This is a genomic window from Rathayibacter sp. AY2B9, assembly GCF_002931595.1.
Classification (GTDB): domain Bacteria; phylum Actinomycetota; class Actinomycetes; order Actinomycetales; family Microbacteriaceae; genus Rathayibacter.
Genome location: NZ_PSUB01000008.1, coordinates 129,732 through 142,105 on the forward strand (window position 1 = coordinate 129,732; position 12,374 = coordinate 142,105).

The following is a 12,374-nucleotide window of genomic DNA, read 5'->3' on the forward strand; positions in this document are numbered from 1 at the left end:
CGGTCTTCGTTCCGGTGACGGTGACGGTGACGGTCGCGCCGACGTCGGCGGTGACGGGCTTATAGGTCGATGTGGTCGCGCCGCTGATCACGGTGGTTCGGCGCTTCCACTGATACGTGAACGTCGGCACGGGATTCCACGTCCCGGGCACTGCCGTCAGGGTCAACCCGACCGTGGTTGTCCCGGTGATCGTCGGCGTCGGCGCGGCCGTGAACGCTGTCGCTGCGGCAGCCTTGATCGCCGCGGTCGCCGCGGAGGTCTTGGAGGTCGTGGTGTAGCCGGTCTTCGTTCCGGTGACGGTGACGGTGACGGTCGCGCCGACGTCGGCGGTGACGGGCTTATAGGTCGATGTGGTCGCGCCGCTGATCACGGTGGTTCCGCGCTTCCACTGATACGTGAACGTCGGCACGGGATTCCACGTCCCGTGACAGCGGTCAGCGTCGAGCCCACCGTCGTGGTTCCGGTGACCGTGGGGACCGGCGCGGCCGTGAACCCTGTCGCTGCGGCAGCAGGGGTTGCGGGTAGCCCGGTCAGTACGAGCGCTAGTAGCAAGAGCATCGCAATGCGGGCGCGGGAGGAGAGCTTGAGCAGCACCGGAAACCAATCGAGGATGTGACAAGGACCGCGACATCGCTCGGGAGGACGGAAGAGTAGCAGCCCACACCGCCCGGTTGAGAAGCCGCTCATTGTCTCCACAGCCGGAGCTACTCCACAATCACCAAAACGGTGACAAATCGGTTGACGTGGCGTGAGGGGCCGATGTGAGAGTTAGGTGAGCGGTCCGGGCTCGAAGAAGTGCGGCGGCAGGGGTGTGTAGGGCAGCGGGTCGCCGGGCTTGTTCTCGTCTGTTAAGAGTGACGAACGGCGGGTGCGTCCCGGCGCACCAGCTGGTCGGCTGCGGGAGAGCTTGCAACCAGCGAACTGACATAACGTTGGTTATCGGAGCTTGGACCCGACAGTCTTGAGTTTGCCACTGACTCGGGCGCAGATCTCACGCTCTACGCTCAATCAGTGAACGCCCAGGAGCACATGGCGCGTGACCGCGTTGGTACTAGAACGGATCTACCCCGCCCGCGACATCGCCGCTCCCCGCGCATGCGCTACCGCTCCTCCGAGCCACTTTCCCCGTCAGACGAGCCCTCATTGGCGATTCTTACGCTACATTGCGTTCACAACCTCGCCGGCTCGATTGGACACCTGGTGCACAACAACATCTCGGACGAAGACTGGAACGCCCTCGTCGAGGGCCTTGTCCTCAAGCGGTATCACCTACTTCTTGGTGCAGGTGCTTCTCGAGACGTTCAGGATCGGAACGGGATTACGCTTCCGGGCGGGGACGAGATGGCCACCGAGATGGCCAGTACCTTTCAAATAACAGTTAACGACCGCGAGCGAACCGATTTACCTCGTATTTTTCGAGCCGCGGAACGCCATAAGACTACCACGGGTCAATCACGAAGCGAATGGATCGCAGCTCGATTCTCTCGCACGCAACCCCCGGCCTGGTACGAAATGATCCACTCGGTTTCGTGGAAAACGATGTGGACACTGAATATTGATGATGCCCTCGAGGAATCCATAGAAGGCAACTGCCGCTCAGTCCATTTCACGGACCAAGTCGAAGAGGTGAACTATGGAACACCCTCCATTGTACACCTTCACGGAAGCGCAAGAACACCATCCAAAGGCGTGGTGTTTACCATTGACGAATATAACGAGTACATCTTGCGGCCGCGATCTTGGCCAATCCGTTTCCAAGAAGTTCTTTCTGACAACCCGTTTGTGATTCTGGGTGCTGCCCTACACCACGAAGTCGACCTAATTAGTTCTTTACGCACCCGCTCCGCCGGAAGATCTCGTATAGAGCCAACCATCGCCGTTATGCCGAACCCGTCGGCGATGGACATAGAGGACTTTGCGCAGTGGAACATCAAAATCTTTGACGGCACTGCCGAACAGTTTCTAGTTCGAATGCGAGACTCGCTTGTTGAAGCAAGAGTGCGTCTTGTTCCCACCGGGCCCAACCGGGCCCCCAGTCCAACTCTTGTCTCTTTTCTTGAACGATGGCGACCAATAGCTAGGACTCCTCGATCGCCCTGGCATGACTACCTTGGCGGCGAAGAACCGCAATATGCGGATGCAGCAAGCGACAGTATCGTAGAGCGAAGTATGCAGGCCGCGATCATCAGGGCAGTCGAGCAAGGTGAGCCCGTCCTCATTTATGGTCCGCCTTTCAGTGGAAAATCTTCTGTCGCCCTTTCCTCTTTGAGACAACTCGAGAACCAGGATTGGCGCGTCTTTTCCTTCGATGGCGACTCCGAATTCGATCATCTAGCGGTTATAGCAAAGCTTAGAGAAAATCCTGAAAGCATCTTATATATCGATTTTGCCAGTGAGTTCACAAGTTCGATACAGAGGCTATTGCAACATGCTGAAACTGTTGGTATCCCGGTTCGGCTAGTAGCAGTTGCCCGCTCGGGTCCAATTGAACAGTTGCGCGCGACCAGACGGTTCACAGAATTCGAAATACCGGAGACTCTCACCGAGAAAGAGTTGATCCTCTTATGGACTAAACTGAAACAATCGAATCGCCTGGTTCGACCATGGTCGGCGATGAAGGGAATGCCTACCTTCAACGAACTCAAGAACGCGGGAGTCACCTCCATGAGCAGAGCCATTTCTGTTCTCGTGCTCGGCGAAGCGTTTGAGTCCAGAGTTCAGCGTGATTATCGTTCGATCGCGGACCCTAGCGTTAGAAGCGTCGCCATCCTTGCCGCCCTAGGCTCACGAGTAAGCGGTGGCATAACACTGGGAGTCGTCGCTGTCGCCCTTGGAATCAGCGCTCGATTGATTGAAGATAAGCTCGCGACGGACAACATGGGTGCATCGATCGTTCGACTCGACAACGGCCGCTTGCGGCTGCGGCACCGCTTCTTCTCAGAGTATCTGACGGACAGCGTAGTCCTGCAGAAGGAAATGAAGGACGTAGTCACTGGGCTATGCTTCGCACTTGCCCCCCAATTGAGCCTCGATGCTATTAAGCATCGCACTTGGGCTCATCGTATGTCGCGTCACGTTCTCGACCATGACCAATTGTCGAACCTTATCGGCAGGTCTGAGCTGGACAATTTCTACACCACTATTGAAGGCGCATTCAGCTGGAATGCGAGATTTTGGGAGCAACGTGCTCTCGCTGCCGATAAAGATCATGCTTCGGTCATCGCGCGGCAATACGCGAACCGCGCGCTCGAAACGTATCGTGATAGCTACACTCTCAATACTGTCGCCACAATCTTATTGAGGCAGATAAAATACCGAGATAATCTGAGTCCGGCTGATCAGGGACGCGTGCATGAAGGCTTTTGGGATGCGGTTGTTTATCTACGAGAAGCTCGCAATACCGCTAAGGCCACATCGGAGCACCCATTTGTGAATTTCTTCACCAACGTCATCCGATACGGAAGATGGCAGATCCGGACGTCGGGAGAGCTTAGTTTTGCCGTCAGGAAGGAATGGAACGAGTGGTATCGCCTGGCACAGGAGAGTAGTGCGTACGTGACCCCGGAGAGACTTGCTGGACTTCAGCAGTACCAACACGAGTGGCTGCTTCTCGTAACGAACTGATGACCACATCAGGCGGTATCGACGCATGAACTCACCGGTGGCAGTGCTGGGTAGCGGTTAACGCGCCCGCTCTCGGCTGCGGCGAACGGGTCACTGAAGGTGTGCGGCTGGTCTCCGGCACGAGCACTCGTCCGGATTGCGTGACCGCTTGGCTCACCGGACGCCCTTGAGCGATCTATGCGCGCATGCGCACATCGATGACGCTTCGCGGGATCCCATGGGCGTTTATCTCATTCGCGATGGCCGTGCTGTCGTAGAAGAGGTGGAGGCAATACATGGGGAAGTAGGCCCATCGATTTGGCACGCCCAGTTGAGGAGCGCCGTAGCCCACCCGCCGAGCGGCCGGACTCGGCGCCGACCGCTCGATGGTGCTGCAGCACCAACTAGCGCGCATGCTCGCCGCGCTCCGGCAAATGCGCTGCTGAACGTCCGCGGTTGGTTCTCGGCACGTGTACGCGACCGGACTGCGCGACCACATCGCTCGACGGACGTCCCTGAGCGATGTCGGCACGCATCCGCACGTCAATGACGTCTTGCGGGATCCCGCGGACCTTCATCTCGTTCGCGGCGGCCGTGCGGCGAGCGGCGCTGTCGTACGACATCCCGCTCTCTGCTCGCAGCGCGTCTGCTCGCCCCTCGGCGCCAGCCGGAACGGCGTCAGCGGTACGGGCGCTCTGGGAGGGCAGGGGCTCGTTGCGGAAGTAGGCGGCCTCGTCGCGGTACTCCGCAGCGTCGGAGCGCAGCTGTTCCGGGGTCAGCGTCGCTGTTCCGCCGGCATCCGCCTCGCGATCGAACCGGTCTGCCTCGCTCAGCAGGAAGTCGACATCCTCGTCAACGTCGCCGCGGTCGAGAGCCAGTTGGTAGTTGTCATCGAACCTGCCGAGCCGAGCGGCTTCCGCCTCGGCCGCGAACTGATCGAGACGCCCTGCCTCGACGTCGGCAGCGATGGACTGGTGGAGATCCCCGCCCGCGGCAGCGAGCTCTGAGGCGGCGGCGTTGTCGGCGGCGGTCAGCGCGCCGGCGCCGTCCCGGTAGAGCTGCGCCTGAGCGCGGGCGTCGTCTGCGAGGGCGCGCAGCTGGTCGGGCGTCTGCTCGGAGGTTCCGCCTTCCTCGGCCTGCGCCTCGTACTCGCGAGCGTTCAGCTCGAGCGCGGCCGCCTGATCGATGTTCTCTTGACCGTTCTCCGCTCCGCCCTGGTCGGTCGGCGTGGTCGGCTCGTCCCGCGTGGCGTCGGCGCGGCGCTGGTCGGCGTCCATCATCCCGGCGACGGCTGCGGCTTCGACGGTTGTCTCGACGCTCTCCGCCCGTCCTCCGTCAACGGCCGCGCGCTGCTCGTCGGTGAGGAGCTGCAGGACCTTCTCAGCGATCGCAGCGTCCACCGCCGCGTCATTGCCGGCCAGAGCCTTCACCTCGTTCAACGGATCCGCAGGGCCGGACTCGGGCACCCGATCGGTGGCCTCAGCGGCTGCGACGACAGCGAGGGCCTTCTCGGCGGAGAAGTCGGCCGACTGGTCGCCGCGCAGCTTGTCCGCGATGTCGGCGACGTCGACGCCGTAGCGGTCCTGGACTTCACGCGCGATGGCCTGTGTGGCACGTTCGGCTACAGGGTCGAGGTCCTTCCACTGCTGCGCCGTGGAGAGGACGTCAGCGACCTGCTGCAACTCGGCGCGCTGCCACCAGTCGGGGCGATCCACAACAGCGATCTGCGCACGCGCGACGTCGCGCTCAGCCGAGAAGCGGGCCGCGAGCGCGCGCGCGTCGGCCTCGCTCGTGCGCAGCGCCTCACGCGCCAAGTCCTCCCGCAGTCGGGCGAACTTGTCGCCCAGCTGGAGCGCGACGGTCAGCGCGACCCGCGCCGACTGACCGACCTCATCCTCAACGCTGTCCCCATCGCTCATCAGCTCTGTCCCCTCTCGCTATCTCTCGAAACCGTCGCGCTCACGCGTGCCGGCAGTCTTCGTGGTCGGCACCTGTACAGCCGGCTCCGCCGCGGGAGTCAGGCGCGTGGGCACCGGCCCGCCGCGACCCGCGGCGAGCTCTGCGCGCTGCTTCGCGGCCTGCTGCTCCGGCGGGAGCGCGGCGACCTGGTTGGCGGCGATCTGCGCGGTGTAGCCGTCACGGACGACGGTCAGGCGCTGCGTCATCATCCGCGCGAGCTCCTGCGACCGGTGCAGATCCCCGACATCCTTCGCGGCACGGAAGATCGACGCGGTGGTCTGCGCGAGCTGCTTCAACAGAAGAGCCTCCGCTGCCGCGTTCTGGCCGCGCTTGGCCTGCACCAGGATCAGCGCAGCGGTCGTTGCCGTCGACGGCATCGCGACCGGTCGCGGCCGCGACTCGCCCGCCCGCGGCTGCGCCGACCGGGCCAGCGTCCGCGACGCCTCGGCCAGCGGTCCCGGCGTCGGCTCCAGGCGCCGCCACCACGCCGCGTACTCGCCGGACGCCTCGCGGGCGAGGTGCGCCCAGGTGGCCCTGTCTGACGGGTCGACGGAGGCGATGTAGTCATGCAGACGGCGCATGTCCTCGGCGTACATGGCGAAGAACTTCGGAGACATCTCGCTCTCCTCGCGCCCCGGATTCGCCGGCCGGGACTGCCACGGATTCTTCGACGTCGCACGCCACTCCTGCGCCGCTTCGGACGCGGACTCGGGACGGTCCGGCCATCCCTTCCGCAGCTGCGGGAGCGTGAGGTCGAGGGGTATCCTGCCGCCTCCGTGCCGCACGACGGGCTGGCCCTTCTCCGGGCACAGCGCCACGGAGTAGCCGACCACGACGTCGTCACGTCCGACCGCGAACCGCGGACGGATCACGATGCCCTCACGGCGCATCCGACGCACGAGCTCGCCCTCGTCCTGCGACGCGGTAGCCGCCGCTCGAAGGCTCCGCTCCAACCGCTTCGCGTCGACCTCGGTCCCGCCGCGGCGCGACGCGGACTCGCGCTCGGCCGGCTTCTCGCCGCGCTGCGCCCCTGCGCGCTCGGACTCGTGCAGCGGCTGCAACTCGAACTCCCGCTCGAGCTCCCGCGTGATCGTCTGCGCCTTCGAGAAGTCGCGATGGACAGAAGCCTTCGTGCCGTCCTCGCGCACCAACGACACGGCGATGTGCACGTGGTCGTTACCGTTTTTCGACAGGCCGTGACGCACCGCCACCCACCGGCAATCAGCCTTGCCGATGTCGGCGCCGGCGAACCCCATCCGCTCCACGAACCGCTCGGAGATCTCGGCCCACTTCTCTTCCGAGAGCTGGCCCTCCTCGGCGCTGATCGAGAGCGAGCAGTGCCACACGTCGACGTCAACGCGCTCCTTCGACGTCACACGCCCGTCTCCGGATCCGTGACCTCCTTGACGCGGGTGACCGACGTCCCGAAGACGCGGCGCGGCTCATCCAGATCGGCAGCGATCGCGAGGGCCGCTGCGCGGTCCAACTCGACGTAGCCGTTCTCCGCCATGATCGCGCCGTTACCGGCGACCAGGTGTGGCTCTACGTGCTCGTTCGCCCGACCCTCACCCTGCAGGTAGCTCATCAGTCCGGACATGCGTCCGCCCCGGGTCACGCTCGGGATCACGCGCCGGCCAGCCTCTTCATCGCCACCGATACTCAGAGACGACCGCGCGGTAGTCAGCGATCCTCGTCGGGGAATCGGCTCTCCGTGTTCGCGAACCGGGCGAGCTGGTTGAGGTTGCTCGAGACGTACCCGATCGTGCTGCGGATGTTCATCAGATCCGCGGCAACTGACTTGAACTCCGCGTCCGTGATGACCGCGTCCTCGGCCGTCGCGGACTCGAACGGGGAAGTGCGACGCCCGCAGCGGGTCGAGCAGGCTGTCGCCGGCGACTACTCGCCGTCCTTCGCCCTCGCGCTGATGCAGAAGGACGCGGGGCTGATCCAGGCCTACGCGGACAGCGTCGGCGCACCCGTCCCCGGCGTCGCGACGGCCCGCCACTACATCGACGAGGCGATGGCCGCCGGCTTCGGCGGGGAGAACGCCTCGGCGCTGATCAAGGCGATCGCCGCGGAGGCCGACGTCGACCTGACCCGGCGCTGACCCTCCGCCCCGGGGTGCCCCTGCCCGGCCGTGACGGCCGCCGCAGGGGCTCCCCCGGCACCCTCCCCGTCCCGGCCGCGCCGCGTGCTTCACTGGAGGGATGACCACGCGTGACGACCACATCGCCGACTTCGCCGAGTTCCTGACCGCCTCCCCCTCCTCGTACCACGCGGCCGCCGAGGCGGCACGGCGCCTCGAGGGAGCCGGATTCACGGGGCTGGACGAGACGCAGGCGTGGCCCGCGGGGCCCGGCCGGTACTACGTCGTCCGCGACGGCGCGATCATCGCCTGGCACCTGCCCGAGGGCTCCGGGGCGACCACGCCCTTCCGCATCCTGGGCGCCCACACCGACTCCCCCGGCTTCATGCTCAAGCCCCGGCCGACGATCGGTTCGAAGGGCTGGCTGCAGGCCGGCGTCGAGATCTACGGCGGCCCGCTGCTCAACTCCTGGCTCGACCGCGAGCTCGAGCTGGCCGGGCGCGTGGTCACCCGCGACGGCTCGACGCGCCTGCTCCGGACCGGCCCGCTGCTGCGGATCCCGCAGCTCGCAATCCACCTCGACCGCACGGCGAACGAGGGACTCACCCTCGACCGCCAGAAGCACACCGTCCCCGTGTTCGGCGTCGGCGACGCCTCCGAGGTCGACCTGCTCCAGCTGCTCGCCGCGCACGCCGGGCTCGACGACGCCTCCGACATCGCCGGCTACGACCTGCTCACCGCCGACACGCAGGCGCCGCGCCGCTTCGGCCTCGACGAGATGTTCCTCGCCGCCGGGCGGATGGACGATCTCAGCTCCGTGCACGCCGGCCTCGTCGCACTCCTCGCGGCGAGCGCCGATCCCGCGGCGCCGCCCGCGCACATCAGCGTGCTCGCCGCCTTCGACCACGAGGAGCTCGGCTCGGCGAGCCGGTCCGGAGCGAGCGGGCCGTTCCTCGAGGACGTCCTCTCGCGCATCGGCACGGCCCTCGGCGCCGGCGTCGACGAGCGCGCCCGGGCGATCGCCGCCTCCTGGTGCCTCTCGGCCGATGCGGGCCACTCGGTGCACCCCAACTACTCCGAGAAGTACGACCCGGCGAACCAGCCGGTCGCCGGGAAGGGGCCGCTGCTCAAGATCAACGCGACGCAGCGCTACGCGACGGATGCGCGCGGTGCGGCGCTGTGGGCGGGCGTCTGCGAGCGCGCCGGGGTCGGGTACCAGGAGTTCGTCTCGAACAACTCGGTGCCGTGCGGATCGACGATCGGCCCGCTGACCGCGACCCGGCTCGGCATCTCCACGGTCGACGTGGGAGTGCCGCTGCTCTCGATGCACTCGGCGCGCGAGCTCGCCCACGTGGACGACCTGGTCGCCCTGACCGCGGCGATCGAGGCGTTCTTCACTCCCTGAGCCGGGTCCGGCGCGATCGGGGTCCGCGGCGCCGCGCAGTGTGCGGGCGGACCCTGCGACCCCGCGCAACCGCCAGGCGGACCCCGCGGCTCCGCTCAGTCGCCGGGCGGCCGCCGGCGCTGCTGCTTCGTCTCGGAGCGCTGCTGCTTCGCGGCGAGCCGCCGGCGGGTGGAGCCGCGCGTGGGCCGGGTCGGGCGCCGCGGGGCGGAGGGAGGCGCGAGGGCCGCGGTGATGATCCCGCGGAGCAGCTCGAGGGCCGTCTCCCGGTTGCGCAGCTGCGAGCGCTCCTGCGCCACCGTGACGGTGACCGCTCCGGAGACGAGCCGCCGCCCGAGGCGCTCGAGCAGGCGCGAGCGCTGCTCGTCCGAGAGGGCCGTCGACTCCTCGACGCTCCAGGTGAGCTGCACGCGGCTGTCGGAGGTGTTCACGTGCTGCCCGCCGGGCCCGGAGGAGCGCGAGAACCGCCACTGCAGCTCCGATGCGGGGACGACGAGCCCCGGCCGCACCTCGAGATCCATGCGGCAAGCCTGGCACGCGCCCACCCCGGAGCGGGAGCGCCGGCGATCCGCTCCCGGGTGCGGTGTCCTCTTGCGGACGTGTCCGCTACAGGCTCTTGTCCCCGTCGTGGTCACGTCCGGACACTGGAGAAGTGCCCGGGCGGGCGCATCGGCCGACTCCTCAGGGCCACCCGAAGGCGTCGAGGGGTCGGCCGCACGGCTCGGTCCCGCGGGGGCTCAATCGCGCGGCACCGTCTCGGCGAGGTCGATCTCGCCGTCGCCCAGCGCTCCCGGCTCGAGTGCCTCCGGATCGTCGAGCACCGGCTCTCCGGCACCGGCGTCGCCGTCGCGGGTGCGCGAGTCCGCCGCCCACGCCGTGCCGAGCGCGAAGAGCGTCGCCACCCCGTAGTACTCCATCGCGGCGGCCACGCGGCGGCGGCCGGTCCGCGGATTCATGCCGAGCCGGTGCGACGCGGTCTCGAGCGTGACGCCCTGGCGCATCAGCCGGAGCAGCGGCAGCCAGCTCTGGTCAACGGCGCCGATCGGAGCGGCCTGCCGCCACAGGACCTCGAAGTACGACTCGACCAGCCCGGCCAGCGCCGCATGGCGCACGCCGAGCACGCTGGTCGGCTTCGTCTCGCCCCACTCGAACGGGACGGCGAGGTGGTCGCCGTCGACCCAGAACCAGCTCGGCGGGCTCTCGAGGAGCCGGTACTCGACGCCCGCCGCCTGGTACGCCTCCACCCGGGCGAGCACCCGCGGGTCGCGCGCGCCGGCGGCCGGCATGATGACGCGCACCCGGTCCTTCGCCGCGAGCGCGTGCCCGAAGCGGATCGCCCGCTCCGTCGGCGGGTCGAGGAACCGCTCCACGTTCGGGAGCACCGCCACGAGCGAGCCGGAGTCGCGGCGCACCAGGTCGAACCAGAGGTCCTCGGAGGCGTGCGGCCCGTGGCGGAGGAGGGTCGGCACGGGATCCGACGTGTCCTCGCCGACCCGCCAGGCGCCGAGCAGCATCGGCAGGCCCGCGACGACGCGCTCGATCCCGTCCAGGGACTCCCTGCCCGCCCGCCGCGCCGACTCCGTGTGCCGGGCGATGGCCGCGGCCGCCCACTCCATCGGCGCCGGGAAGTCGAGCTGCTCGCCCTCGCCGCCCATGAGCCCCCGGCCGCGGAGCCGCTCGATCGCCGCAGCGACCTCGGCCTCGTCGATGTGGGTCAGCTCCGCCGCGTCGGCCAGCGTCGCCGGCCGTCCCCGCAGCAGCGCAGCCAGGAGTCCGTCGTCGTCCATGCGTCTCCTTCGCCGTGGGCCGTCACCCGAGGGTGCCGTCTCCGCGGTCGAGGAGCAAGGGACGCGCGGCGGACGGCGGGGAGCGGCCAGGCGGGGGCGGGGGATGAACTCGTGACGGGCCCGGACCTCGGCTCACCTGAGGACGTCCAGCGGAATCCTTCTTCTTCGCTCTCGATCGCACTCTCTCGCAGTGGCGGCTCGTCACCGGGAAGGCGGTGGTCACTGCGGACGTCCGGGATCGATCAGGAGCGCGGTACTGCGGTCACTCGGACAGCAGCGGGATCGAGCGGCCCAGGCGCCTGCCGTACTCGGCGATGGCGCGGCCGACGGGGAGCCGCTCGGCCTCGTAGCGCTGGAGCGCCTCGTCGACCGGGTGCCGCGCGAGGGAGCCGGCGAGGGCCAGCGCGTCGCCCGCCGCCTTGGCCGCACCCATGGCCGTGTGCGGCCTTACCGTCACGGCGGCGTCACCGAGGAGGGCGACCCGGCCGCGGACCGTCCGCGGCGGGACGTAGTCGACGATCGCCTGCAGGAAGGGCTGCGGCTCGGCCAGGACGGCGGCCGCGAGGGGCGGCGGCAGGCGGTCGAGCGCGTCTTCCTCGAGCCGGCGGCGGAGGTCGTGGGCGAGATCGCCGGGCGCGAGGGACACGCTCTCCGGCGGACGGCCGGACGCCGTCATCACTCCGCGGAGGGCGTCCTCGGAGAGGGGCCGGTACCAGACCCAGTTGTAGCGTCGGCGGCCGGGCTCCACCTCGCCGGCGGGTCCGGGGACGAGGTAGCCGAGGATGTGCTCGCCGGGCGCAGTGTAGAAGGCGAAACGCCCGAGGAGAGTCGCCGCGGCCTGGGCGGGGAGCGCCGACTCCGGGATCAGCCCGCGCCAGGTCGAGTAGCCGGCGTAGCGGTTCCCCGGCGCCTCGGGCGCGACCGCCGCGCGCATGACGGATCCGAGGCCGTCGGCTCCGATGACGATCTAACTCCAGGCCGCTCCCGTCGCGCAGCTCGACGACGACCGGGTCCGTCCCGGTCGAGGGGCGCACCCCGGCGACGGCGTGACCGAGGAGGTAGCGGTCGGCGGGGATCCGCGAGCGGAGCGAGTCGTAGAGGTGGTCCCACGACACCTGCGTCTGCGGGGAGGGGTCGCGGCCGATCACGCGCCCGGAGCGGTCGAGGGTAATCCGCTCGTGCGCGACGACGCCGACCCGCGCCTCGTCGTCGCGGCCGATCGCGTGCAGGAGGTCGATCAGGTCCTGCTGGGCCACCAGCCCGGCGCCCCGCCGCGACAGGCCCGTCGCCGACCGCTCGAGGACCGTCACGCGGTGCCCGTCGCGGACGAGCAGGGCCGCGGCGAACAGTCCGCCGATCGAGCCGCCGACGATCCCGACGTCGAGCGGGCGCACCGCTCCTCCTGCTGCAATGAGCGCGACCGCACCGGCGAGCGGGCGGCCCTCGTTCCTACAGAGGGCGGAACAGCGCGGCCTCAGGACGCATCAGCCCGGAGATCCGGAGAACCTTGGACAGCCGTGCCTCGCGAACTCAGCGA

At 68.0% G+C, this 12,374-nt stretch carries 9 protein-coding genes and 2 pseudogenes; 3 read left to right on the forward strand and 8 right to left on the reverse strand.

Annotated features, from left to right (window positions below):
• Nucleotides 1-409 (reverse strand): annotated as a pseudogene (locus tag C5C25_RS09705) (carboxypeptidase regulatory-like domain-containing protein); the annotation flags it as partial.
• Between the two features lie 791 nt (nt 410-1,200).
• On the opposite strand from C5C25_RS09705, the gene C5C25_RS09710 reads away from it, so the two are divergent.
• Nucleotides 1,201-3,624: an SIR2 family protein gene (locus C5C25_RS09710; RefSeq protein WP_181110563.1), complete on the forward strand. Its 2,424-nt coding sequence runs from the start codon at nt 1,201-1,203 to the stop codon at nt 3,622-3,624.
• A 383-nt stretch (nt 3,625-4,007) separates the two neighbouring features.
• Here C5C25_RS09710 and C5C25_RS09715 read toward each other — a convergent pair whose 3' ends face one another.
• From C5C25_RS09715 to C5C25_RS09725, 3 genes are read right to left on the reverse strand one after another with little or no spacing between them, the layout of a single operon-like run.
• Nucleotides 4,008-5,522, reverse strand: coding sequence for a hypothetical protein (locus tag C5C25_RS09715; protein ID WP_104250478.1), 1,515 nt, complete (start codon nt 5,520-5,522; stop codon nt 4,008-4,010).
• Between the two features lie 18 nt (nt 5,523-5,540).
• Nucleotides 5,541-6,938 (reverse strand): relaxase/mobilization nuclease domain-containing protein, encoded by a 1,398-nt coding sequence (locus C5C25_RS09720; protein WP_104250479.1) that lies wholly within the window; start codon nt 6,936-6,938, stop codon nt 5,541-5,543.
• Nucleotides 6,935-7,189, reverse strand: a complete 255-nt coding sequence (locus C5C25_RS09725) for a hypothetical protein (protein WP_104250480.1) — start codon at nt 7,187-7,189, stop codon at nt 6,935-6,937. The genes C5C25_RS09720 and C5C25_RS09725 overlap by 4 nt, the downstream gene beginning before the upstream one ends.
• 228 nt (nt 7,190-7,417) lie before the next feature.
• Here C5C25_RS09725 and C5C25_RS09730 point away from each other — a divergent pair, with 228 nt between their 5' ends.
• Together C5C25_RS09730 and C5C25_RS09735 are read left to right on the forward strand one after the other, a co-directional pair.
• A complete protein-coding gene (locus tag C5C25_RS09730; RefSeq protein ID WP_181027148.1) occupies nt 7,418-7,669 on the forward strand; it encodes an NAD-binding protein in 252 nt (83 codons plus the stop codon).
• Between the two features lie 100 nt (nt 7,670-7,769).
• On the forward strand, nt 7,770-9,053 hold the full coding sequence (locus C5C25_RS09735; protein ID WP_104225863.1) for a M18 family aminopeptidase: 1,284 nt from the start codon (nt 7,770-7,772) through the stop codon (nt 9,051-9,053).
• A gap of 95 nt (nt 9,054-9,148) precedes the next feature.
• Here C5C25_RS09735 and arfB read toward each other — a convergent pair whose 3' ends face one another.
• From arfB to C5C25_RS16835, 4 genes and pseudogenes are all read right to left on the reverse strand, one after another.
• Nucleotides 9,149-9,571, reverse strand: a complete 423-nt coding sequence (gene arfB / locus C5C25_RS09740; RefSeq protein ID WP_104224044.1) for an alternative ribosome rescue aminoacyl-tRNA hydrolase ArfB — start codon at nt 9,569-9,571, stop codon at nt 9,149-9,151.
• 216 nt (nt 9,572-9,787) lie between these two features.
• The gene (locus tag C5C25_RS09745) at nt 9,788-10,837 is read right to left on the reverse strand and encodes a hypothetical protein (protein WP_104250482.1); all 1,050 of its coding nucleotides are present in this window, start codon (nt 10,835-10,837) and stop codon (nt 9,788-9,790) included.
• Between the two features lie 262 nt (nt 10,838-11,099).
• Nucleotides 11,100-11,771: an FAD-dependent monooxygenase gene (locus tag C5C25_RS16830; RefSeq protein WP_258069383.1), complete on the reverse strand. Its 672-nt coding sequence runs from the start codon at nt 11,769-11,771 to the stop codon at nt 11,100-11,102.
• A gap of 46 nt (nt 11,772-11,817) precedes the next feature.
• Nucleotides 11,818-12,231: pseudogene (locus tag C5C25_RS16835) on the reverse strand (FAD-dependent monooxygenase); the annotation flags it as partial.
• Between the last annotated feature and the right edge of the window lie 143 nt (nt 12,232-12,374).